The organism is uncultured Shewanella sp. (genome assembly GCF_947501225.1).
GTDB lineage: Bacteria > Pseudomonadota > Gammaproteobacteria > Enterobacterales > Shewanellaceae > Shewanella.
In genome coordinates this window covers 26,572-51,160 of record NZ_CANMUW010000009.1, presented here as the reverse complement: position 1 = coordinate 51,160, position 24,589 = coordinate 26,572, and the positions used below count along the sequence as shown (strand labels likewise).

The 24,589-nt window shown below is 49.1% G+C and carries 23 protein-coding genes and 2 riboswitches; of the genes, 2 read left to right on the top strand and 21 right to left on the bottom strand.

Annotated elements, in window-relative coordinates:
- Positions 1 to 99 precede the first annotated feature (99 nt).
- The 18 genes from Q1B47_RS13775 to Q1B47_RS13690 form a co-directional block, all read right to left on the bottom strand.
- Positions 100 to 777, bottom strand: a complete 678-nt coding sequence (locus tag Q1B47_RS13775) for an ABC transporter ATP-binding protein (RefSeq protein ID WP_299794738.1) — start codon at positions 775 to 777, stop codon at positions 100 to 102.
- 34 nt (positions 778 to 811) lie between these two features.
- The gene (locus Q1B47_RS13770; protein ID WP_299794735.1) at positions 812 to 1,573 is read right to left on the bottom strand and encodes an energy-coupling factor transporter transmembrane protein EcfT; all 762 of its coding nucleotides are present in this window, start codon (positions 1,571 to 1,573) and stop codon (positions 812 to 814) included.
- A complete protein-coding gene (locus tag Q1B47_RS13765) occupies positions 1,570 to 2,130 on the bottom strand; it encodes a hypothetical protein (protein ID WP_299794733.1) in 561 nt (186 codons plus the stop codon). Before Q1B47_RS13765 ends, Q1B47_RS13770 begins: the two co-directional genes overlap by 4 nt.
- The gene (gene cbiM, locus Q1B47_RS13760) at positions 2,123 to 2,728 is read right to left on the bottom strand and encodes a cobalt transporter CbiM (RefSeq protein ID WP_299794731.1); all 606 of its coding nucleotides are present in this window, start codon (positions 2,726 to 2,728) and stop codon (positions 2,123 to 2,125) included. The genes Q1B47_RS13765 and cbiM overlap by 8 nt, the downstream gene beginning before the upstream one ends.
- A gap of 9 nt (positions 2,729 to 2,737) precedes the next feature.
- Positions 2,738 to 3,508, bottom strand: a complete 771-nt coding sequence (locus Q1B47_RS13755) for a DUF4198 domain-containing protein (RefSeq protein ID WP_299794729.1) — start codon at positions 3,506 to 3,508, stop codon at positions 2,738 to 2,740.
- Between the two features lie 97 nt (positions 3,509 to 3,605).
- Positions 3,606 to 3,791, bottom strand: a riboswitch (cobalamin riboswitch).
- A gap of 391 nt (positions 3,792 to 4,182) precedes the next feature.
- Complete coding sequence (locus Q1B47_RS13750) at positions 4,183 to 4,920, bottom strand: LuxR C-terminal-related transcriptional regulator (protein WP_299794727.1); 738 nt, start codon at positions 4,918 to 4,920, stop codon at positions 4,183 to 4,185.
- Between the two features lie 248 nt (positions 4,921 to 5,168).
- A complete protein-coding gene (gene cobD / locus Q1B47_RS13745) occupies positions 5,169 to 6,239 on the bottom strand; it encodes a threonine-phosphate decarboxylase CobD (RefSeq protein ID WP_299794724.1) in 1,071 nt (356 codons plus the stop codon).
- A complete protein-coding gene (gene cbiB, locus Q1B47_RS13740; protein ID WP_299794722.1) occupies positions 6,236 to 7,141 on the bottom strand; it encodes an adenosylcobinamide-phosphate synthase CbiB in 906 nt (301 codons plus the stop codon). The genes cobD and cbiB overlap by 4 nt, the downstream gene beginning before the upstream one ends.
- Complete coding sequence (cobA, locus tag Q1B47_RS13735; RefSeq protein WP_299794720.1) at positions 7,131 to 8,498, bottom strand: uroporphyrinogen-III C-methyltransferase; 1,368 nt, start codon at positions 8,496 to 8,498, stop codon at positions 7,131 to 7,133. The genes cbiB and cobA overlap by 11 nt, the downstream gene beginning before the upstream one ends.
- Positions 8,495 to 9,268, bottom strand: a complete 774-nt coding sequence (gene cobM, locus Q1B47_RS13730) for a precorrin-4 C(11)-methyltransferase (RefSeq protein WP_299794718.1) — start codon at positions 9,266 to 9,268, stop codon at positions 8,495 to 8,497. The genes cobA and cobM overlap by 4 nt, the downstream gene beginning before the upstream one ends.
- Positions 9,265 to 10,110, bottom strand: a complete 846-nt coding sequence (gene cobJ, locus Q1B47_RS13725) for a precorrin-3B C(17)-methyltransferase (protein WP_299794716.1) — start codon at positions 10,108 to 10,110, stop codon at positions 9,265 to 9,267. The genes cobM and cobJ overlap by 4 nt, the downstream gene beginning before the upstream one ends.
- Complete coding sequence (locus tag Q1B47_RS13720) at positions 10,107 to 10,922, bottom strand: sirohydrochlorin cobaltochelatase (RefSeq protein WP_299794714.1); 816 nt, start codon at positions 10,920 to 10,922, stop codon at positions 10,107 to 10,109. The genes cobJ and Q1B47_RS13720 overlap by 4 nt, the downstream gene beginning before the upstream one ends.
- Positions 10,900 to 11,397 (bottom strand): NAD(P)-dependent oxidoreductase, encoded by a 498-nt coding sequence (locus Q1B47_RS13715; protein WP_299794712.1) that lies wholly within the window; start codon positions 11,395 to 11,397, stop codon positions 10,900 to 10,902. The genes Q1B47_RS13720 and Q1B47_RS13715 overlap by 23 nt, the downstream gene beginning before the upstream one ends.
- Positions 11,394 to 12,920 (bottom strand): cobalamin biosynthesis protein, encoded by a 1,527-nt coding sequence (locus Q1B47_RS13710; protein WP_299794710.1) that lies wholly within the window; start codon positions 12,918 to 12,920, stop codon positions 11,394 to 11,396. The genes Q1B47_RS13715 and Q1B47_RS13710 overlap by 4 nt, the downstream gene beginning before the upstream one ends.
- Positions 12,920 to 13,678, bottom strand: coding sequence for a precorrin-2 C(20)-methyltransferase (cobI, locus tag Q1B47_RS13705; protein WP_299794708.1), 759 nt, complete (start codon positions 13,676 to 13,678; stop codon positions 12,920 to 12,922). The genes Q1B47_RS13710 and cobI overlap by 1 nt, the downstream gene beginning before the upstream one ends.
- On the bottom strand, positions 13,675 to 14,931 hold the full coding sequence (gene cbiE, locus Q1B47_RS13700) for a precorrin-6y C5,15-methyltransferase (decarboxylating) subunit CbiE (protein ID WP_299794705.1): 1,257 nt from the start codon (positions 14,929 to 14,931) through the stop codon (positions 13,675 to 13,677). Before cbiE ends, cobI begins: the two co-directional genes overlap by 4 nt.
- Complete coding sequence (locus Q1B47_RS13695; RefSeq protein ID WP_299794703.1) at positions 14,928 to 15,584, bottom strand: precorrin-8X methylmutase; 657 nt, start codon at positions 15,582 to 15,584, stop codon at positions 14,928 to 14,930. The genes cbiE and Q1B47_RS13695 overlap by 4 nt, the downstream gene beginning before the upstream one ends.
- On the bottom strand, positions 15,584 to 16,699 hold the full coding sequence (locus Q1B47_RS13690) for a cobalt-precorrin-5B (C(1))-methyltransferase (protein ID WP_299794701.1): 1,116 nt from the start codon (positions 16,697 to 16,699) through the stop codon (positions 15,584 to 15,586). Before Q1B47_RS13690 ends, Q1B47_RS13695 begins: the two co-directional genes overlap by 1 nt.
- Positions 16,700 to 16,844: 145 nt before the next feature.
- Positions 16,845 to 17,022: riboswitch (cobalamin riboswitch) on the bottom strand.
- A gap of 254 nt (positions 17,023 to 17,276) precedes the next feature.
- On the opposite strand from Q1B47_RS13690, the gene yegS reads away from it, so the two are divergent.
- Complete coding sequence (gene yegS, locus Q1B47_RS13685) at positions 17,277 to 18,221, top strand: lipid kinase YegS (protein WP_299794700.1); 945 nt, start codon at positions 17,277 to 17,279, stop codon at positions 18,219 to 18,221.
- 381 nt (positions 18,222 to 18,602) lie between these two features.
- Positions 18,603 to 21,293, top strand: coding sequence for an acetate--CoA ligase family protein (locus Q1B47_RS13680; protein ID WP_299794698.1), 2,691 nt, complete (start codon positions 18,603 to 18,605; stop codon positions 21,291 to 21,293).
- Between the two features lie 79 nt (positions 21,294 to 21,372).
- On the opposite strand, the gene Q1B47_RS13675 is transcribed toward Q1B47_RS13680, so the two are convergent.
- The 3 genes from Q1B47_RS13675 to dmeF form a co-directional block, all read right to left on the bottom strand.
- A complete protein-coding gene (locus Q1B47_RS13675) occupies positions 21,373 to 22,404 on the bottom strand; it encodes a GGDEF domain-containing protein (RefSeq protein WP_299794696.1) in 1,032 nt (343 codons plus the stop codon).
- Between the two features lie 354 nt (positions 22,405 to 22,758).
- Positions 22,759 to 23,178: a MarR family transcriptional regulator gene (locus tag Q1B47_RS13670; protein ID WP_299794694.1), complete on the bottom strand. Its 420-nt coding sequence runs from the start codon at positions 23,176 to 23,178 to the stop codon at positions 22,759 to 22,761.
- Positions 23,179 to 23,205: 27 nt separating this feature from the next.
- The gene (gene dmeF / locus Q1B47_RS13665; RefSeq protein WP_299794692.1) at positions 23,206 to 24,246 is read right to left on the bottom strand and encodes a CDF family Co(II)/Ni(II) efflux transporter DmeF; all 1,041 of its coding nucleotides are present in this window, start codon (positions 24,244 to 24,246) and stop codon (positions 23,206 to 23,208) included.
- Between the last annotated feature and the right edge of the window lie 343 nt (positions 24,247 to 24,589).

The following is a 24,589-nucleotide window of genomic DNA, read 5'->3' as shown; positions in this document are numbered from 1 at the left end:
ATATTGATTTTAGATAAATTTAATAGTGATATGTTGGATATGAATGTTAGATATTTTAACACTTTTGGCAGGGTTATGTTAATTTGAGATCACATAAAGCTAAGGCAGAGCTATTATCTCTCCCATCTCAAGCCGGTACTCTTTATCTGCGAGCTCAGCACGAACATCGGCATCATGACATATTAAGATCATAGGCAGTGACAGCTCCTTTAAAACAGCTATCAGCTGCTGTGTATTTGTCGGGTCCAGGTCGTTGGTTGGCTCGTCTAACAACAAGATCTCCGGCCTCATCGCCAACACACAAGCTAACGCAACAAGCCTCTTTTGACCGCCGGATAGCTGATAAGTGATTCGGTTCTCCAGGCTGTTAATATTTAACTGTTTAAGCACCCCTCTTGCTATTGTTAAGGCCTCAATACGAGTCAAGCCCTGATTTAGAGGTCCAAAACAGACATCTTCAATTACTGTCGGACAAAAAAGCTGATCGTCAGGATCCTGGAATACTAAGCCGATACGGGTTCTGAAGCGCGAAAAGTCGGCTTCTGTTTGACAGCTCTGACCAAACAGGCAAACCTCTCCTGAGCTCACAGTTTTAAGCCCCATGATGAGTGAGAGTAAGGTGCTTTTTCCGCTGCCGTTAACCCCGGATATAGAGACGCTTTCTCCCTCATAGAGCTCAAAATCCAACTCGTTAGCAGTTACACTCGCTTCTGCATGCCGAAAGCTGACTCCCTTAAGCGCTATCATGGGTGGTAAAATTGGTATTGAAGATGACATAGTGACCTAATATAGAGTAGCGAAATCTGAATAATTAGATTGTGATAAATGAGCTTGAAAAAATTAAACCGGTTAGCGAAAGATAAAAGAGAAAATGTGCATACTCACGTTTTGACACCTGCACCCGCTCATGAGAGAAGAAGTGCCCCCTAAACCCTCTGCACTTCATCGCCTGTGTTACTCTTTCCGCTCGGTCAAATGAGCGTACCAACAAGATACCAAACATATATCCATATGAACGCCAGGTATGCATATTATTTCCGCCCTTAAAACCACGTACCTTCATCGATTGACGTAATCGATTAAACTCCAGATCCAACAGCCCGATATATCGAACGGTAAACTGCAACAGGAGGGCAAAACGTCTCGACACACCCAATTCCACCAAAGCCCTGCCCAGAGTAAATGGATCGATTCCATCGCTCAATACCATAACGGTTAACATCACAATATTAGCTTTTAAAATGATCATCAGAGCCATCACAGTTCCCGACTTAGAGACTGAAAAACTGAAGATATTAAACAGAGACTCACCGGGTACGCTAAATGGGAGCAAAATAACGGTGAATACAACAAGGCAGTCCATTGCCAACAGGCGATTAACAGTTTGCTCCGCAGTTAAGTTACTTTGCTGCCACAGGTAAAGCACCAATACCATGAATAAGCCTAAGGTTAACCAGTTTGTGGTCAGCACAGTAGCCAATGCCAGAGATGCTATCAGCACAAGCCTGAGCTTTGGCGGGATAGGTATAGAGTTAATACGACACGTTTTCGTTGCAAGGAGGGAGTCAATCATCTGCGTCTGGCTCTCATCAACGACCAGAGTCCGAACAGTCCCATGATATATCCGATCCCTCCTAAGATATCGTGCCAGCGTATATTCTCTTCATATCGATCCAACTGATTACGAAGAGGCTGAATAGCTTTAACCAAGGCGGCCTCAATTATCACTTCACAGTTTCGAGATGCCTTGTATGGTTCTGAGGATTTGAATGCTAGCGCTTGTGTAGCTGATGGCTCGTCTGGTGATCCGTTTATCCGGGAAAACTCATCGGCACTGATATCAAATGTCGCCACATGCCCCTGCCCGGCATCGGCTTTAATCCGGTAATCAGCACCGGTTATCTCCTCGAATCTAAACACTCCACTCTCATCGGCATATGCAGTAGCTACAAGCTGTTTACCCTTCACCAACTCAACCTTAGAACCATTGGCGGACTCCCCTCCTCCAAAATAGACTTCACCAACAACTGCCGTGCCTTCAACCCAGGCAAAAACCTTAGTTCGGTGAGCCTGCACCGTACTGCTCAGACAAAAAAATAACAATAGAGAAATATATATATATTTATACATCGGAGAGGACTCCCTGAAGAATTTCAGGCCTAAGCTGAGTAATGAGTACGATAATGAAACCTGATATCACTCCTTCCAATATTGAGAGCGGCAGATTGCCCCAAAATACAAGACTTGCAGTTGTACTAAAGGCATCTCCCGAGAGGTATAGCGATAGCGACACCATTAAGCCCGTCAATAAGACCGCGATACTACCGGCAAGAAATCCCAGTAACTGTACCGGGATCCTGGCTCTCAATGGCCTTAACAGCGCGCCAACCATTACCGCCGGCAGGGCGATATTCAAACAGTTGACTCCCAGTACAACAACACCACCAAACCCAAAGAACATCGCCTGTAACAGCAAGGCGATCAGCATGACAGGAAATGCCAGCCAACCTAATAGAAGTCCAATTAATCCATTGAAAATCAGATGCACACTCGATGGCCCTAGCGGTACATGGATGAGCGATGCCACAAAAAAGCAAGCCGATAGCACGGCTGCAAAAGCTATTTTGTCATCATCGAGCTTTTTTAAACCTAGTGTGGTCCCGGCTAAAGTTATGACTATTCCGGTGATTAATACCGGGGTGGCTAATACTCCATCGGCTATATGCATATTCTTTCCCTACTTCATATCCTGAACTTGTAACCAAATAACACCGGCCTGCTCATGTTCATACTTTTTACCTTGCACTGTGATCGGTTTATCATCGGCCACCAGTGCGGCGATCCCCCACCATCCCTCAAAAGGTAAGCTAACCGAGAATTCTCCCATACCGTTGGTACGAACCTCTTGCGATGCCCATGCATCGGACGGTATTTTCACGCCTGTATCGTTGTAATATTCTATCTCTACCGACACATTTGCAGCGGGTCTGCCGTCACTCAACACCCGCCCCGTAAACAGACTATTGGTCCACAGAGCGAAGGGGCGAGTGAGTGGAATGATCTCCACCGGGTTACCTAAGGTGTGCTGCCACTCACCCATTGCGGCAAAGGCATCGACGATGACTTTGGCATATTGGGTGATAACCACATCCTCAGTGGGATCCAGATAGGGCGCCTGATGAGTAAAGAAGGTATATGTCCCCGGTCTGCGCAGCGCCATACTCAATTGCCAGCTGCTTTTGCCATCTCGGCTGACGGGTTTGAGTTCCTCGGTGAGATCCACACGAGTCCCATTAACCATATAACCCGCGGATACGGGTCTCTCGATAGACATCAAGGGTCCCTGAGTTGAGGGGTGGGTAAAATGGATGGGAAAATGAAGCTTACGTGAGTCACCGGCATCGATAACTTGTTTTTCAGGGAAAAAAGCGAGGAAATGTGCACAGACATCACTCGAAATGAGCCAAAGGGCGGTAATAATAGCGCTCACAGATAAGGTTGATTTCATTAAAGATAACCATAGCGTTAATCGAAAACCGATCTGAAATCTGACGTGAACATTCATGAAGTGAATATTGACTGCTGACTGAGTGATCCCGCCCAGATTCCAGTGTTGTCATTGAGGTGGGTTTCCTGACTCCTGGATCAACGCTTACTACGCCTTCCCGGCCTGAGCCAGTGGATATGTAGTTCGCTTCTCAGTTACAGTTGCGGGTACAGTCCGAAAATTTCATCCGGTTCCCCTAATACCAATGTAATCAAAAAAACACGCTTCACAGAGTGAAAACCTGTTATTTGACAAAGGTATAAGCCTCTCGGCTCCTCAATAACAGTATTTTAGGTCATTCGCTTTTCTCCATCACTGTGACTTTTCACAGTAAATTTTACAGCAGCGATAAAGTGAGAGTTCTGTCACTGGTTTTGCCAATCATAGACAGTAGAAAAGGCATAGAGTTAGAGGTAAACATAGTCCCGGACTATCGATGAGGCCGGGTCAGTGAGTCACTCAGATAAGATAATGAGTATTGGCAACTTTGATCAAATAGAAGTTCATATTTCTGTCAAGAATCGGAGAGACCATACCACCTGTCTCACTTTTCCATCAGAAACTATCAGAAACTATCAGAAACTATCAGAAACTATCAGAAACTATCAGAAACTATCAGAAACTATCAGAAACTATCAGATAAGATAATTAGTATTTGCTACCTTGATCAAGTGAGCCATATTTCTTGCCGCAAGGGTCTCTTTAAGCACATCGATATGATAGTCGATACCGCGCTCGGTTAGGTGACAGGTGTCGGCTATTTCGGCCCTGCTATAACCATTTGAGAGTAGTGACAGGATATTTCTGGATACGGGTTTGACAATATTAAAGTCAACGAGTGGATTGATCTCCTTTCCATGGGCACTCGCGATTTTCATATGCAGGTATTCCAGCTCCTCCATCACAGTAGCGCTTGCGTTTAACAGCTCATCTTTTATCAGGTCACTATCGATCAACAGAGAAAACCTGCCTATCATTTCGGGAGAAAATGGGCATGGTATTGTAAAGGTGAGTCTGTGCTGATAGCCAAACTTTATCATATCGATGAGTGGGGATGCCTTCCCTTTAAGCTCATTGTCATATTCCCAAAGATGGCAATCATTGACTAAGACCTGCTCAAAGTTTTTGTCTTTGACTATCCAGCGATTCCCCCAACATCGCCAGAATGTAAGCGCATTGGCTGAACTTGCATAGATGTGCTTTCTTCCGGCTACTTTCTGATGAACGATGTTCTTAGAGCTGTAGTGCGAGAACCTCTGCTTATGGTCTACCAGGTCGATGCAGTAAGCAATATCAGATATTTGATATTTATTACAAAATTGGGTAAGCCTGTGGGCAATATCTTCCCGGCAAATATCTTCTGGCTTAATCAAAATTTAACTCCTTAGATAATGGCGGGAGGTGACAAATAAAGAAAACAACTTAGAACTTCCGTTAATATTACCAAAGGGTATAACGTGTCATTAATCAGTTGTGAACTCTCGTAAAACAGATATTAATAATATAAATCATATCTGTTGGCGGTCATACCGATGGCAGCTGAAATTGTGACTCATGGCGTCATAATTTCAGACGCCACAAGATCACAGATTTTATCGGCACAAATTAGCGGTTTCAGTCACTATGACAGCTGGTAAGGGGCAATTTCAGTTAATACCATATCTGTTAATACAGACTGAAGCGCAACGGATAGCCTGGCCCACTGCTCCTCATCGGCAGGAAGACCAAAGCGAAGGGCATCACCTTCGTCGGTCAGTCGGGTCAATACCCCATGTTGGCACAGATGTTCGAACCAAACTGGTGCCTGTGGCAGATACACACATTGAAAGAGTGAAGTACCCGCAACCGGCTCCCCTAAACTCAAAAGCAGTTGCCGTAAACGCGTACTCGCGCGTTTTAGCCTGACACTTTGCAACTGCTGCCACTCAGTATCGGCTAATGCCTTAGCTGTGATATACCTGGCGGGCCCGCTGAGGCACCAGGGCCCCAGGAACTCCTGCACAGCTTCTCTTATCCTCGTAGGAGCGAAGAGAAAGCCTGCCCGCACGCCAGCCAGTCCGAAAAATTTACCTATCGAACGCAGGACTATTAAATTCTGACTATCTAAGCCATTTACGCTATGTTCTGGTGTTGAATCCATGAAAGCCTCATCGACAATCAGATAGCCACCATTGCGTGTCAAAACCTCCAGCCAGCTGGTCATTTGCTCTACCGGAATTAAACCTGCGGCCGGGTTGTTCGGATTGATAAGCAGCAAAACATCGCAGCGCGCTATCTGCTCGGCTGTTGGCAGTTGAGTATAGGCCTGGCCACTTAGTTCAGGGCTTTTACCATAATACTCCACCTGCCAGCCCTGCATGCGCCACGCACGCTCATGCTCCTTATAACCGACCTCAGGCAGCAGTACTCTGCCGGGCCCTCCCCGCTTTACCCCGAGCACTTGTGGCAAGGTTTGGATCGCCGCCTGAGACCCCGCGACAGGTAAGGCATTGCAGCCACCATAATAGCGATCTGCGGCAGTACTGAGACCATCCTCATCCTCGGGTAAACGATTCCATGCTGACGTCGGAATATCCGGCACCGGGTAGTGCCAGGGGCTCACCCCTGTCGATAAGTCAAGCCAGTCTGATTCCTCTATGCCATACCTTTCGGCCATATCAAGCAGGCGGCCACCGTGATGTAGTAAGCTCATAATATGCTCCCCACTAACGCTAATAACAGTAAAAGTGCGAGCCAATACAAGGCACTCTTCCATACCAGATCACAGGCACGACGAATGTCGCTGGCCCGGGCCGCTCTTCCCATGCCCAACACGGGTTTATCACAGCGGTATCCGTCATATTCTGCCGCTCCCCCCATGGTGATATTCAGACTTCCGGCGCCTGCAGCCATCACCACACCACCATTAGGGCTCGAACAGTGAGGAGCCTGGTCACGCCAACAGCTGATGGCAAGTCTGGTGTGACCTGCGATGGCATAGGCCAGAGCACACAATCGAGCAGGGATATAATTCAGCAGGTCGTCTAATTTAGCCGCCCCCCAGCCAAAATGAATATATTGCTTATTCTTATAGCCCCACATAGCATCTAATGTATTGCTGAATCGATAGAGCAGCGCTCCGGGAGCGCCGGCGACACAAAACCAAAATAGTGCACCAAAGAGTGCATCGTTGCCATTTTCCAATACCGACTCCAGAGTGGCATTGACAACCTGTTGTTCGGTCAAGTTTTCTGTCTTGCGGCTGACAATCATGCCAACCCTACTACGCGCCAGAGGCAGATCCCCCTCCTCCAACGCTTGTCCGACAGCATTACCATGCTCACAGAGGCTACGCCCGCCTATGACCAGATATAGTATGGCGACATCTAGCCACCAAAGGCGTGGAAGAAAGAGAAAAGGGATTATCGGCAACAGCACGGCTGTCAACGCAACTACGCCCCTTGCCCTGCTCGGTCTCCATAACCTGCGCCTGATCCAGGTGGCATAGCGCCCCAATCCCACCAGAGGATGAAACCGGGTCATCTCACCCAACACTCTGTCCAGCAGCAGGGCAAGCGTGACTATGGCGGCGCAGTAGAGAGGTTCAGGCCACATGACGACAGAGCTCCGGCATCAAGTCAGACAGCTGTCCGGGGATATTTTCGGCTGCCATCAGCCGATGTGCTATCCCTTGCTGACGCAAAATGTTTGATAGCTCTGGTTTTGTCGTTACCAGATAGCGCCAATTAAACAGATCCGGGCGGGTTAACAGCATCTCCATCACCTCACTGTCATCCACCCAACAGATGTCTAGCTGATCCATAGAAAACTTTGGCACCATGACTTTTAACTGGCAGCCACATAATCCAGCCTCCTCTGTGCCGGAGACCAGAGACAGTGATGACTCCGGCGCCTGTTCACTTTCATCGATAAAGATCCCGTTCCCGGCAAGAAAGGTTACAGCTGAGCCCCTACCCGATATTTGCCATGGCCAGAGACGGATATCCAGCTTATGCTCACTTGCTGTTGCCATCAGTGCCCTGGCCGCATCTTCATCATTGAGCCATAGTGAAGTTGACGCCATGATACGAGTCCAATCCATGGGATTAAATCCATATTTCAGCTGTGTCTGCGGGCCTTTTATCACCTCTGCACCGGCTAGTCGCAGCCCTTCCTCCATCTCACCCAGTTGGCTTGGCACCATCACCGAACGTCCTGCCAGAGGTAATTTACTGCGCCAATCCAGCTCCGATGACAATTCGACAACCTGACCCATGATCACCAACACAGGGCTGCCATCACTATGCATATCGGCATCCATCACCTCATCGACTCTGCCTAAGGTTGTCGTAAACAGTTTCTGTCGATAACTGGTCGCCGATGAGACCAGCGCCACAGGCGTGTCAGGATCGCGCCCTTCGGCAATCAACTTCTGTGCATGAACGACTAACTTCTTAGCCCCCATATAGAGCACTAATGTGCCAGAGCTCTTCCCCATAGAGGCCCAACTGGTCAAGGTTTTCGATGGCCTGTGTCCACTGACAAAAGTAACATCAGATGCCATACCATTGCTGGTTAACGGGAAGCCTGCATAGGCGGCGGCTCCTAATGCGGAAGTGATACCGGGCACAACCTCATAATCAATGCCGTGATGAGTCAGGCAACGGCACTCCTCTGTAGCTCTGCCGAAGATGAAGGGATCGCCTGACTTAAGGCGCAACACAGTCTTGCCCGCCAAAGCCTGAGCAACAACATCCGGGTGCATGCCATACTCGATACTGCTGCCACAATACCCCCGATAACCGACTGGCATCATGGCCTTATCGGCAGGAACTAAAGAGAGAATAGCCGGACTGACAAGCAGGTCATAACAGACCACATCACAGCTTGACATCAACTTGATCGCACGCCAGGTCAATAAGCCGGGATCACCGGGGCCTGCGCCAACCAGATATACTTTTCCGACGCTCATGAGCTTGCCTCCATGGTTCTGGCTCGGCGAAAGCCGTGGGAAAATGTCGCGTCATAGAGCTTTGAATCGTTAAAGTCTTGTTCTTTTAGAACCTTACTGACGATGATCATGGCGGTAGCCTTGATCCCTGCCGCTTCAACCTGCTCAGTGATAGTGTCCAGTGTACCGCGAATAATGCGTTGCTCCGGGTGAGAAGCCTTCTCTATCACGGCGATTGGCCAATCACCCGAATAGACCTCCTTAAGCTCACGTACCACCTTACGAATAAGTGATATTGAGAGGAAAAGGCAAAGAGTAGCTTCATGGGCAGCTAACGACTTGAGGTTTTCCTTATCAGGTACCGGCGTACGACCCGAGGCCCGGCTCAAGATGATGGTCTGGCACACCTCGGGTAAGGTGAGTTCCTGTCCCAACGCGGCCGCACTCGCCTGGAAACTGCTTACGCCGGGTACAACCTGCCAATCGATATTAAGTTCATCGAGCCTGCGGGTCGTTTCGGCAAGTGAGCTATAGATAGAGAGATCGCCGGTCTGCACTCTGGCTACATCCTCACCCCTGTCGTGAGCCTGTTTACACACGTCGACAATTTCATCGAGATCCATAGCTTCAGAGCTTAACACCAGGGCATCATCATTTGCCCGGGCGACCACTTCCGCAGGCACCAGGGAGCCTGTATAGAGTACAACCGGGCAGCGCTCGACTAATTTAGCCCCTTTGACCGTGATCAGATCTGGGTCGCCCGGCCCTGCACCAATAAAATAAACCGTCATGCTAATTCTCCAACTTCTGTATTAAGGCTTCTGCCACGTTTCTGACCAGGTTTTACGCTTCCATTTTCGAAATCGTATTTACGACTGTAGCCGCGAGGGGTAATGATCTTGTCACCGAAGCGATAACTTTGACTGTTCCCTATGATCACCGCAGCGGTCATACCAAACTCACACTCCACAAACTCGCCCAGGGTAGATAGCGTAATTTTTTGCTCCTCCCGGTAAGCGTCCTTCACGATAGCTACAGGAGTATCGGCATCGCGGTGTTGCAGTAGAATGTCCCTTGCGACACGAATATGGTCCTGCCGACGACGTGAACGCGGGTTATAAAATGTAATGGCAAAGTCTGCCTCGGCTGCAGCATGAACACGTCGCTGAATTAGCTCCCATGGAGTGAGCAGATCGGACAGTGAGATAGTGCAGCTGTCATGCCCTAACGGCGTACCAACCAGGGAAGCACAAGAGGTGGCAGCTGTTACGCCTGGTATCATCTCTACCTTGAGTGCGTCCCCTTCACGCCAACCGCTATGCTTGAGTAACTCATAAACCAAGGAGCCCATGGCATAAATACCGGCATCACCGGATGACACAACCGCGACCTTTCGCCCTGACAGCGCCTGCTCGACGGCGACTCTGGCCCGCTCTACCTCACTGGTCATACCGTTGGCGGTAATATCCTGCTCTGTGATGACAAAATGCAGAGAGTCGATGTAAGGCTTGTAACCCACGACCGAATCGGCGGTCTCGATAGCCTCACGCGCCATAGGGGTCAGTAATTTTTCACTGCCGGGACCTATGCCCACGATACTCAACCTACCCGTCATATTTAACTTATGGCTCATACGCGAGGAACTCCTAATTTTTCCAAACATTCAGAGGTTTGCTCTATGAGTGCCTTTTTGACTTCCGGAAGATCGATTAAACAGAACCTATCTCCGGTTACAGGCTCAGCATGTTCAACTTGGGTGTACAGGCCTAAATCATCGGCAATCTTGTTCACATCATTCTCGAAGTGATTACCCGATACCAACAGCAGGGGAATGAGCCTGACTCTGAGCGCACCTGAGATTTCAGCTTTGATAGTGTCGGCAATAAAGGGGTAAGGATGTGCTCCCTCCAGTGAGCAAACCGAGTTACGATTCGACAACCTGGTTAACAGAGATTCTGCGTACCAGATACTGCTATATCCCGAAGCATCCAAGTTGGGAGCACCATGGTAGATAAACAGGTTGTGTTCATCTTGTTCAGTGGAAAATCGGGTATTTATCGCAGCCAATATCCGGTTGGCATGTTTGACCTGATGTAAGATCGCAGACGTATGTTCAATCTTCGACAGACTAAAGCCCCTGAACCCTTCGATGGTCTTAATCACCTGTTGATGCTCCTCGGTGGGAAACAGGTAACAGGAGACGACACATATCTTCTGGTAACCGGCTCTGTCAAGCGCGGCAAGCTGCTCAGGCAGTGTCTTAAGCTCCGGATCGGCCAGTTTGTTGAGCACACTGCGAGAGCTCAGCGCCATAAACAGATCGGCGTCGAGGAACTGCGCCGTATAGAGCTTACGCAGCATTTCATATTTTGCCTGTTGATTGACAGACCCGAAGCAGCACAGGACGATGGCCGTGCCCCTCTTATAATGTCTCAATCTTTTCATTTATCACTTTATCCTTAAGCATTAGCGCAAAGCGCTGCGATAATTGTTCAGTTAACGTTTTGGTGTTTTTTGGGCGCATATCGCCACCCGATAGTGTCAGGGTGTAGTCAGCGACTCGTCTGCTACAGGGATTAACGACATTTCCAAGGCTTGGGCGACAAGATACGCAGAGCAGTTTGTTACTTTCTTTGATCGTTTCAGCCCACCTCTCAATATATGCCTGCTTTTCTCTGCTTTCCGGCCAGGGAATCGCTAAGTAGATAAGGTCCCAATCAGACAGCTCCCCGACGGACATTCGATAAAAATCGGCCCGAACTCGACGGCATGGCACCTCGTTCGCATCGACAGAGAAGTCGGTTGAGATAAGCGTCACATCCATTTGGTAACGCAGTGCGCTGCGCGCTTTGATCAGGCCAGCATTGCCACCGCCGATAACCAGTACCTTAAGAGGCTTGGTCAAAATTAGCGGCATCATGGGGTCGGCTCCAACGGGCTGAAATATTCAGCGGGAAGACACTGCTTTAACGAAGTGTCTGAGGCCAGCGCCTCGAACAGCGCCTGCCACTGCTCATCCGATAATTTATCGACTCTTTTTAGCCACAAGCCGTGGTTGACACTCAGCTCAGCCAGAGCCGGCCCCTGGTAGATCACCATAGGCACCCGCTTACGACAGCAACCCAGGCAGTGACTTCGGCTAACCTTAATGCGCCTATCTCCCCTCGCTAAACCACAACGTTTCAGCAGGGTTCTCAGATGATGAGCTAAACCCGTCTGGCCGGGGACATCACAGCGCCCTCCTTCGCAAACAATCAAGTGAAACAGATAGTGTTTTATGGGACGGTTGGGGCATGCCTTCATGGGTTTATGGCAGCGAAGTTGCTTTTTGCCATGATTCGATTCCGGCTTGGGAAACTCACCACGACAGGCGGCTAAGGTCATATTAAAACCTTCGTATTTATACTTACACTTGGCGACCAGTAACCGGGATTGCCCGGATGCGTGCAGGCACGCCGCCTCGGCAACAGAAGAGACACCAACACATCGTTTTACCGTTTCAGACGGGTTTTCAATTCCCGTAACATGCTCGAGAATCTGTGGTGTAAAGGTCTTAAAGGGTCGCTGAAGTCGCCCCGCCGCAGCAATGATCCCGGATTCATCCGCTTTTAGATCGATAGAGGCCAGTGAGGCGATCGAGTCCATTGCGAGGAAGTTATCAGCCATAAATTGAGCCAGGCCTCTTTCAATCACGGATTGCGGCGTATTGCGATCGCAACCAACGCCGATATAAAGCGATCTTGGACGCCATACCACCAGTTCAAGTTGCGGATTCAAAGCTAGCTCAGCTTCAAAGCCTGTCCTGTCACTGATAAGGATCGCGGCCCTCACCTCCTGTTGCTGTAATCGCCCGATATCGCTTGTCAGCTCCAGATGTGCAGGTAGAGCCTCCGGCAACCTCCACCAGCTCTGCTCACCGCTTAGCTGACAGATAACGACAGGTTCAGCATTTACTATGGCAGCACTGACCGGAGTGATCGATTTCTCAAATTCCGGATCCAGAGTCCAACCGAGATGAGCCCCCATCATGTCAGCCGAGAGTGTCCCGGCGCAGTCCGACGCCGTAGTGACAACCGCCTGCCCCCCTAAGATATATGCAACACGTTCGCATAACTCATTGGCGCCGCCTCGATGCCCCCCACAAAATGCCACGGCGTGAAGTCCCTGCTCATCGACACAGACAACGGCTGGATCGCTGCGTTTATCCTTCAAGCGCGGAGCAATGACTCTGGCGGCAATGCCGACACTAAACAGGCAGACATGATGGCTGAAGCGGTCAAACTGCCGGTCAAAATGTGATGACAACGGCAGGCTGAAACCGGCTTCGTCACCTTTTACCGGGAATTGGTCGGCAATAAAAAGCTCTATCTCCGGCATCAGCTCAACCAATCTTCGCCCTAGTGCTACACCATTTTTGGTGATGGCATGAACCGCAATTGTCATTAAGCCTGCCCACCGTGGCGCAGAACTCCCTTGCGTACCCGAACCGAGATCTGCACGGTGGCGAAGTAACAAAACTCTTCGGGAACCTCTCTCAGGTCGGTAAAGACACGTTGACGGGGATCGGTGGCATAGGAGACATAGGTCGCACACTCAAGTAGTCCCAGGGGCTCGAGCACCTTAATAAGCTCCGGCACCATGCGGCCACTCTTAAGCAGCATGATAGTGTCAAACTCCTTAACCAGCTCAGAGAGGATGCTGACGCCATAAGTTGCAGGTACCACACAAAAACGCTCTTCACCATCACAAAGTGGGATCTGAGTCGCCGCCGGCACCGCCGTTAATGAGGTAACCCCCGGCACAATTTCAACCTCAAGTTGCTCAAAATGTTCACTTAACTCCTCCTGCAGATAAGCCCAGGTACTGAAGACCGACGGATCCCCCTCGGTAATGAAGGCAACATCTTTACCCGCATTAAGGTGTTCGGCGATGGTTGCCGCCCCCTCTTGCCAGGCGGGGACTGTGATGGTGTGATCTTTGCTCATCGGGAACCACAGATAACTACGCAGCCCCTGCATCTGCTCTTCATCTACCGCACCGCGCACGATTGACCAGGCAAATGAGTCTTTCTTACCCCGATTCTTCTCTGGAATGGCGATGACATCGATAGTTTTTAATAACTCTACCGATTTAAGAGTCATCAGCGAACTGTCACCTGGCCCCACACCTATTGCATAAAGTTTTCCGATTTTCTGAGTCATGTGTTTTTGCCTTCTTTAGTGATAACAAACAGGTGAATAGGGTTGTCAGCCTGATAACGCTGGTAGTGCGCTAAAGGCCGGGATACTGAACTTTGTAACATCACTACTTCATAGTGATATTGATTAGATTTACACAGGTCAAAAAACTGGGTGACACTGTCCAGCGTTACGGCAGAGAGGAGCATTGTTCCCCCCGCTTTTAAGCGTGCAAACGTTTGCTCTACTATGGCGGCAATCTGTCCGCGACTGCCGCCTACAAATACGGCGTCGGGAGCCGGTAATGCATCGAGGCCGGCGGGTGCTTTTTCCTTAATGAGAGTAAGATTATCGACTCTATGCCGCTTACGGTTTTGCTTGATAACATCGAAACACTCGGGGTTACACTCGACGGCATAGACACTGCCATTGCTGGCCTGCTTCGCAGCCTCAATGGCGATAGACCCCGAGCCTGAACCTATATCCCAGACAATACTTTCAGCTCTTACCCCTAAGCGCGCCACAACCAGTGCACGCGTAGTGGCCTTGGTTATCAAGCCATTTAACGGCGTCAATACCCGATAGGCGCTATCGGGACTGTGCATAGCAAAGCCGCCCCAATACGCCTGACCTTTACGCTGCAGCAGTAACACGTTGAGAGACTCAATATCATCGACAGAGACAGAGGCAAGCTCTTCGACCGTAAACTCACGAACCCGCTCTTTAGTGCCTCCAAGATGCTCACATAGCACCAGACGCCAGTGAGTCTCATCATAACTAAGCATGTGCCTGGCGATGACCACTGGGTTATGGTCGTTATCGGTGAGCAGTGCAAAATGATCGCCAGACTGCAGACGCGCAACCAGCCCGGTAATAGGTCGACCATGGAGCGATATCACCTTGATATCATCAGAGGGCAGCAAAGCCTTTGCACAGGCAAGTTGTACACTGCTTGGCGAGGTGATCACCTCGACTTCGATCTGTGTGTCCGCTTCACCGGCCAGACTGAGCAGCCTTTTACCGATACCGAAAAACAAGGGGTCGCCGGACGCCAACACACAGATATCACGATCTTTTGCCGCCTCCACGATCCGTGCGAGATAATCATTTAAACCACGGACAAACGCTAACCTTTCGCCTTGATACTGGGGGAAGAAATCCAGATGACGTGTGGCGCCGGCTAGTAACTCAGTTTGAGCAACCGCATTGATGGCTCGGCTCGTCAGACTGAGGCAGCCATCGTCGCCGATGCCAATTAAGGTAATACTGCCCGTCATCTGGCGGCCTCGACCATGAGTGCATGCAAAGTGGAAACGACAAGAGGACTGCCCCCCTTACGCCCCTTTGATGCGATGAAAGGAACCTTATCCTGTTTAATAAGGGCATCTTTCGACTCGACAGCCTTAACAAACCCTACCGGTATTCCGATAATCAAGGCAGGTCTTGCCTCACCGGAATCGACCATTCTCAATAGCTCAAATAGCGCTGTAGGCGCGTTTCCGACCCCGACAATACCGCCATCTAACAGCCCCAGGTCCCTGGCTTCACGCATCGCCTCGACGGCCCTCGTGCCACCGGTTTCGATGGCGCGAGCGATCACACTCTCTTCACCGATAAAGCAATGGGCAGAGTTACCAAATTTGTCCATTCTTCTCTGGCTGAGACCAGACGTTATCATTGAGACATCGGCTACAATCGGACAGCACTTTCTAATCGCCTCAAACGCCGAATCGATGGCGTTTTCGCTGAAGTGAAACAGCTTAGCAAACTCGAAATCACCGCTGGTATGAATGGCGCGGCGCACCACAGACCACTGCTGTGGTGTAAATTTAAGGTCGCCATAATTATCGGCGATCTCGGCATCGATAATCGAGAATGAACTGGCCTCGATATCTCTGCCCTTACTGGTAATTTGGGTCATAGGGTCCATCAGGAGTCTCCGTAAGTAGCCTGAGCTAATGTGCTGCCATCAAAGTCAATCAGGCGTATCGATACGACTAATTTCTTATGGGCATAGATGAAACTGTGTATTGCGGCCTGGCGGCAGATATCGGTAAGAAAGGCCCTGCTGAACTCATGGTGCTCGACGATAGACAGCAGTTGGCGCCCGGTGCGGGCTTGTGCGACCTCACCGATAACAGCCGGATCCTGAGTATGCCCTCTAAGTAGCTCTGCCAGGTGAGTAAAATCGATCTGCCTGCCAGTGACGTGGGTCATCATGGTTCCGCAGGCTAATTTACAAAGCTTACCTATCATTACCACCAGCTCCACGTGAGTCATTGCGTATTTAGCACTGGCACGAAGCCCCACGCCGATGAAGTCTCCAGCCTGAATAAACGAGGTTTGTGGTAGCGTAGAGTGAATAAGCATCGCCTGCTTCTCGGTGCGACTACCGGTCGTTAACACCATATGTCTCAGGTTCTGTTTCGCCGCAACCTGAACGCCCTGACGCACCGAAGCGGCGTATGCGGAGGTTGAATAGGGGTGGACCGTCCCGCGGGTGCCCAAAATCGATAGCCCGCCTCTTAATCCCAGCCTCTCGCCGATTGTCTGTTTCGCGAGTTCCTCTCCACCGGGAATACTGATGGTGACATCTGCACCACTGAATCCATAATGACTCAGTAAGGGGATAAGATGAGATTCGATCATCTTTCTCGGAACCGGGTTTATGGCGGGCTCTCCGACTTCAAGCTCCAGTCCGGGAAGGGTCACTGTTGCCACCCCCGAACCTGCGAAGAAGCGCACACCGGGTTGATGAGTGACACAAACTTTGGCGATAATCTCAGCGCCATGGGTACAATCGGGATCGTCACCGGCATCTTTGATCACACCTACTATGGCAAAACCCTCCCCGATCTCGTGATGCAGTAAACTGAATGTTGCCCGTTCACCTATGGGTAACAGGATTGAGATCTCATCGGCTGAAGAGTCATCGAATATTCTGTTCAAGGCGCCAAGCGCTGCGGCTGTAGCACAGGCACCTGTGGTATAGCCTTTACGTAGCTCCCGACCATGTAGGCTGCGACGAATTTTTGTTACCGTCACACCATCTCTCCACCGGTGAGAACGGCAACAACATGAAGGTTAAGAAAGTTCTGCATCTATACTCGTTCCAAAGGGAAAATAGATGCTGAAAACCAGGTAGGTAAAGACACGAATGAATTCACAAAACCGAGAGCGCCCGCCCAGTTTTCAGCTGCGTTATCAAGGCGGGTATCCTGACTTCTGGTTATATTGTTTGCTTTGCCACCCCGGTCAAGTCCGGTGGTCTGGCAGCTAAACTTTCCAGTTACAGTTGCGGGTACAGTCCGGAATTTTCATCCGGTTCCCCCTTTAAGCCGTGTGGCTCCCTGATAATGTTAAAATCTTATAATGAATCTGATCTCAGCTTCACTGTGACTTTTCACAGTAAAATTCGTATGAGATATAAAGTGAGATCTTGGTCCGATAAAAACGACATCTGCCGTAGATTAATTAACCAGCATTACAAAGACGATTAGGAGCAAATAAACAAGAGCTTACCTTGTTCATAGATCTGTATTTATTTGAAAGATCCGGTAGCTGTGATCTTACCGAGCTTGTAGTAGGCTTAAACAAACGAGTCGAAAGTGATGAAGCCGCTATGAAAATGTTAATCTTGAACGGAAAGAAAGCCGGTATCGAAGCGATCCGCCAATCAGTTTATCAATTACGTTCACAGGGTCATCGACTCCTGGTTCGCTCCACCTGGGAACAGGGAGATATCGCACGTTTCGTCGATGAAGCGGTAGCTCTGGGTGTGACTCGAATCATTGCCGGGGGCGGAGACGGAACCGTCAATGAGTTAGCCGATGCAGTAGCAAAACTGGCTGAAAAAAGCGGATACAGCTACTCAGCGGATCCTCTTCTGCCAGAGATGGCAATACTCCCCCTAGGGACTGCCAATGATTTTGCCACCGCTTGCGGCATACCAAACCAGATAGATGCGGCACTCAAACTGGCTGTTAACGGAGAGGCAAAGGATATCGACCTGGGCACCGCCAATGGCAGATATTTCATCAACGTCGCCTCAGCAGGGTTCGGCGCCAAGGTCACGGTCGAAACACCTGTCGAGTTAAAAAACTTATTAGGAGGACAAGCCTACTTCATTTCGGGCTTACTCCAGGCAATGAAGTTTACCCCCTACGAGGGAGATGTCAGCGCAAAGGGAGCGGATGGAAACATTATCTCTCTGAAGGGAGCCGGTTTAATGGGGGCAATCTGTAATGGTCGCATGGCCGGCGGCGGACAACAGCTTGCCCCTCATGCCTGCCTCGATGATGGTCTTCTAGATATTTTACTCCTTAAAGATTTTCCGCCTGCGGCGCTCAGACAGGTGGTCGATGAGCTACTCGATCCGACGATAGATGGCGAGTATGTACAGCGCTTTCAGGCTAGGGAACTGGAGATACAATCGACACAGCCTCTTCCTGTAAATCTGGACGGTGAACCCACCAGCGACAGGAGGCATAAATTTGTCATACTCCCTAAGGCTATAAGGCTGGTGTTACCCGATAACAGTAAGGTAATGGTAGCGAACTCAAATTAGATTCTTCCAGCGGAATTCCCATCAATGGCTTGGCTTAGGACAAACAGGCTAAGGCAAGCCAAACGGTGCTTTAACTGACTCAGTCAACAGCGTTCAATTATATTCAACAATCTAGAGAACAGGTAGTAAGCTATTATTAACCACGTCATAGATAGCCATACATTACGGCCTTCAGACTCAAAATAAGCTATCAATATTTTTCAACACAAGTGATAACAAGTTAGCTAAATAGTCGTTAGAGCATTAACCATCCCTTGTTTAAACGGGCAAATACCAACCCGGTAACAGATATAAAACGTCGTTTTATCCCACTAAAATTACGGGGATTTATTCATCATATAGGGTACACTCATATTTAAGCTTATCGAGGGGGAAAAGTGAATGAGTCAACGTACACTGCATACTCTGTTTAAACCCAAGTCAATTGCGATTATCGGCGCTTCAAATACTGATAAACGTGCCGGTAACGTGGTGATGAAAAACCTTATCGCCGGCGGCTTTTCCGGCCCCATCATGCCGGTAACCCCTAAGTATGAAGCCGTACTCGGCGTACTCGCCTACCCTAACATCGAAGCCCTTCCCCTAAAGCCCGATCTCGCCATCATCTGTACTGCCGCTTTCAGAGTTCCCGGAATCGTGGAAACCTTGGCTCAATTTGGTTGTAAGGTGGCCATCATAATGGCCTCAGGCATGGCCAATCATTTCAATGATGAGGGGATGAGCTTTCTGGAAGAGACGCAGATGAACGCAAAGCGCTATGGTATGCGCATCCTTGGCCCTAACAGCCTGGGGATGATGCTGCCTAACCTGGGCCTGAATGCAAGCCTGGCCCATGCCAGTGCGCAGCCCGGAAAGATCGCCTTTGTGTCGCAGTCTGCGGCAATATGCACGACTGTACTCGATTGGGCCAACAATAAGGGGATAGGATTCTCTTCGTTTATCTCTCTTGGCGATGCCAACGATATTGATTTTGATGAACTGCTGGACTATCTGGGGCGGGACTCGAGAACCGATGCGATCATGCTCTATGTCGACTCGATCAATGAAAAGCGTCACTTCCTCTCCGCGGCCCGGGCTGCATCACGTAATAAACCCATTTTAGTGATCAAATCCGGTCGTAGCCTTGAGGGCACTACCGCGGCTAAACTCCACACAGGTGGAGTTACGGGTAACGATGCCGTCTATGAAGCCGCCTTCAGGCGCGCCGGTATGCTCAGGGTCAACGACCTTATCGAGCTGTTTGCGGCAGTGGAGACCCTTGCCCATTCATCCCCGCTACTCGGTGAGAGACTCGCGATCGTCACCAACGGCGGCGGACCCGCAGTGCTGGCCCTGGATCAACTGATGTTGGGCGGCGGCAAATCTGCACAGCTCGATAATAACACCTTAACCCAGCTTAATGAGCTGCTGCCCTCTACCTGGTCCGGACAAAACCCGATTGATATTGGCGGCGATGCCGATGCAAGTCGCTACACCAGGGCCGTAGAGATCATGATGGACAGCGATGCTGCCGATGCCATCTTAGTGCTGCACTCCCCCTCCGCTCTTGGAGACAGTGTTGAGATAGCCGAAGCGCTCGCAGAGATGATTGCCAAACACCCCAAACGAAACAAGGTCAACGTGTTGACCAACTGGAGCGGAGAGGACTCTGCCTATCCGGCCCGAAAACGATTCAACAGAGCCGGGATCCCAACCTATAGAACCCCCGAAGGTGCCGTGGGTGCCTTTATGCATATGGTGGAATATCGAAGAAACCAGAAATTGTTGCAAGAGGTGCCGCAATCGATCCCGGACAATATCCCGACCAACGCAGAGCAAGCCAGAGAAAGGCTTACCATGGCGCTGAACCAGGGCAAACGAATTCTCGAAACCCATGAGTCAAAGGAGATCCTCAGTGCCTATGGCCTCAACACCATAGATACCTATGTTGCTAACACGCCAGCAGAGGCGGTTACCGTAGCCAATAAGATAGGCTACCCGGTAGCGGTGAAAGTGCAGTCTCCCGATATACATCACAAATCCGATGTACACGGTGTCATGCTCAACCTGACATGTGAAGAAGAAGTGATACAGGCGGCATCTGCGATCAGCTCACGTGTACTCCTATCTAACCCGGACGCTAAACTTGAAGGACTGATAGTACAGAAGATGGCATTGACAGCGGGTGCTCAGGAGATCCGTGTAGCAGTTATTAATGATCCCGTCTTCGGTCCGGCTATCTTACTTGGAGAGGGGGGATCGGAGTGGGAACCAACCAAAGACGCGGCCGTGGCACTCCCTCCACTGAATATGACTCTGGCTCGTTATATGGTCATTCAGGCACTGAAAACACAGAAGTTGCGGGACAGACACCTGCCCCTGGGCTTAGACATGAATGCCTTGTGTGTCATGTTGACCCAAATCTCTCACCTGATTATTGATTGCCCTGAAATTGCCAGTCTCGACCTTAACCCAGTACTTTGCGCCGGCGAACATGTCACCTTACTGGATGTTAATATTCAGCTTCACGATACACCGGTAGATAATGCATCAAGACTGGCTATATCCCCCTACCCCAAAGAGCTGGAACAAGCAGCGACACTCAAGAATGGACGGGATGTGATGCTACGGCCAATACTCCCGGAAGATGAACCTAAACACCTGGCATTCGATAACTCGCTTTCCGATGAAGACAGGTATAAGCGCTATTTCGGCGTACGCTCTAAGATGACCCATGAGGAGATGGCGGTTCTGACCCAGATCGATTACGCACGAGAAATGGCCTTTATCGCGACAGCAAAAGGGGATGACGGTGAAGATATCACACTGGGCGCGATAAGGGCCTCTATCGATCCCGATAACACAGAAGCTGAATTTGCCATGGCGGTCAGAAGCGATCATCAGGGACAAGGCCTCGGGAAACTGCTGCTTGAAAAGCTTATTGCCTACTACAAAGACAATGATACCCAGTTACTTACCGGATTTACCATGTTCGAAAACCGTAACATGGCAAACTTAGCCAAGCGTTTGGGCTTTACGGTCACGTTTGATATGGAGGAACATCTTATCAAGATGGATATGCAGTTGAAGTAAAAAGCCTGATCCTGTTTTGGCTTTCCAATATGGCTACTCGATAAAGGCTCAAGTTGAGCCTTTATCATTGAGATAACCCCTACTCACTCCTGACACAGTTTCTGCCGGAAGATTTTGCTCGATACAGTGCCTCATCGGCTCTGACAAAGTAACTCTCCCTGTCATCACTGATGTTGAGCGTCGCGACGCCGATGGAGACAGTAATCGCTCCCAGAGAAAGCTTTTGATCTTTTCCAACCGTCAATTTTCGCTCACTAATTTTACCCCGTAACTGCTCGGCAACGATTAACGCGTCACTGAGTTCGGTGTCGGGAAGTAAAACTACGAACTCCTCGCCGCCATAACGGGCTACAAAGTCGGTGCCTTTTACCGCTTGCTTAAGCGCCAGTGCAATATAGGTTAATACCTTATCACCGATAACATGACCATGATTATCATTAAACTGCTTAAAGTGGTCGATATCGATCACCATCAAGCTGCTGGGCTGTTGAGTTTTAGTTAAACGCTGCATATGTAACAGCACCTCCTCCTCAAAAGCACGACGATTATGCAGTGAGGTGAGCTGATCTGTCAGCGCCAGTACATTGAGGTTTTCCATCTCAGATTTCAGCGAACTGACCTCGCTGCTCATCGCATTAAGACTGGCCTCCATCTGTTTATTACTACTGATCACACTGTCCATCTCATCGACCAGGCTATCGACAAGCTTAGATAATACATCGGCATCCGGACTCTGTTTCAGATCTTGATGAAATTCAGACAGGGTATCATTTAAACTGGCAGTACCTGAACTCATCTGACTAATTTTATTCAAGAGATTATTGATCAGTACCTGTGTCTCTATATGCACATTTTCAATAATTTCCGGAGACTGCTCCTGAATATAGTTTTTGTGTAACCCCGCATTAACTTCGGTACTGAAGGCGATTCCGTTGGCAATAAGCCCATCTATCGCACGCTTCAAATCAAGATTAATTCCCAGATAGTATTCATACCATACGGCATAGTTTTCCGGGGTAACCGGGATATTGAGTTCAGACATTTTAGGCACCGCATGCCTGAGGATTTTTGCCGATACTTCTGTATCCGATAGATGTTTAGCTAAGTTCATGCTTCACCGCCAAAGGGATATTGTTATTGTTTCAACTCAAGGATAAGTAACCGCGCAGTTACCCTTTTCTATAGATCCGTGAATTTTTTAATGACTTTCTTTTTCTAATCTTTTCGCCCTGAATAAAACCGCCTGAGTCACCTCTTATTTACATCTGGCTACATAATACCTGATTTTCCATAACAATATAGCACACTCACATAGTGACCTATGATACTGAAATGATTAAAACAGGGTATTTTTTCCTCACCGAGAAGCAATTTGTTGTAATGAGGGAATGACAGATAAAACAGACTGGAAAATCAGGTGGGAAGCGCTGATACCTGCAACAGGTATCAGGCTGAATGTTCAGGCTTAAAACTCTGCGTTCACCCGTTGCAGAAAGCTAAGCAGTTGAGCCCGCTCGTCAGCGGAAAACTTGGCCGTGAGTTCACCGGTAAGTTGAAGATGCAGGGCATCGTGCTCCTCATACATCTCCTGCCCCTTACTCGTTAACTCAACTAGAATGGAGCGACGATCAGACTCATGTGGCTTACGAGTCACAAGTTCCAGATTGACCATCTTGTCTATCTGGACGGTTAAAGTCCCGGTTGTCACTCCAATCTTCTCAGCCAGCTCCTTCATTCTCATCGGCCCATGACCTCCCAGGATCTCCACAGTATGGACCAGTGGTAACGAATAGCCTTTATCCTTGACTACCGCTTGTTCCCAGGAGGAGAGCTTTTCATAAAACTCCACCATCACATGGTTAAGCTTATCTTCTGTAGACTTCATACACTCTCTTGATTTACGACCTCTTCTCTAGATGCATTCTGCCTGACGACAGGTATTAAGTTCAATGGTCAAATGACTCAAGCGCTCAAATTTCTTTAGTTTAGCCTTAAAGTATTCGGCATCCCTGGGCTGATGCGACACGATAGATAACACAGCGGCGTAGTGGTCTGCACTGACCCGCCAAATATGCAGATCTGCTATCTGATGATCATCTTCCGACTCGATCTCGGTAATTATCCGATTCTTATATTGCTCTTCGATACTGGTATCTAACAGGATAGGAGAAGTTTGCTTCAGCAGATTCCATGCCCAGCGGCTGATGATGATCGAGCCTACAATCCCCATCACAGGATCCAACCAGTTCAAACCATATAACTTACCCAGCAAGAGTGCACATATCGCTAATATTGAGGTCAGCGCATCGGCCAGCACATGAAAATAGGCCGCACGAAGGTTATGGTCATGATGCCCCGATTTCGCAGACTCCCCTTCATGATCTGCGTGCTCTTCATCATGATGACTGTGAGCATGGGAGTGAGCATGGGAGTGACCATGACAGTGACCATGGCTGTGTCTGTGTCCGTGGCTGTGTCCGTGATCATGACTATGGTGATCTTTTAGGAGGAAGACGCTGATCACATTGACTGTCAATCCGATGAAGGCGACCATGATAGCTTCATTAAATTGGATCTGTTCAGGGTTGAGTATCCGCATAGCAGATTCAACTAACATGATTAGCGCCACCATGCCTAAGGCGATAGCACTGGTAAAACCGCCCAGTACGCTAACCTTTCCGGTTCCGAAGGTAAATTCTGGATTGTTAGCATGTTTCTTTGCATATCGATACGCAAATAGGGTGATCATAAATGCTGCTGCATGGGTTCCCATATGCCAGCCATCGGCCAATAGCGCCATAGAGCCGAAGATTGTACCCGCCGAGATCTCGGCGATCATAGTGATCAGGGTGAGATAAAGTACATAACGGGTGTTACGCTCACCATCATTATTAATATTTGCAAAATGGTGCTGATGCTGCCAGGCCTTAATTGAATGTGGCTTACTGTTCATATCATCCCTATCTTTCTTATAGTTAAATTTGGTACACGCCGTCCGGCATCTATCTAGCCGTAAGGCAAAGTGTAAAAAAGCTGATTCAGGAGAGTGTGCGGCACACATATCTTGAATCACAAGTAGCTTGAGTATCAAACTAATCGAATCTTAGTATATTTTGACTATCAAAGTATATATCTAAACATAAATAATCATCATTTCGTGCCCGCTATCTCAAATCGAAGATATTCAATCGCATACGCAAATGAAGTGACAAAGGTTAGCCTCTGGGAGTGATTAAACAAGATTGGGCGCAGATAACGGCACCTTTATACTTCGGCGACGTATAAAGGTCTTAAAA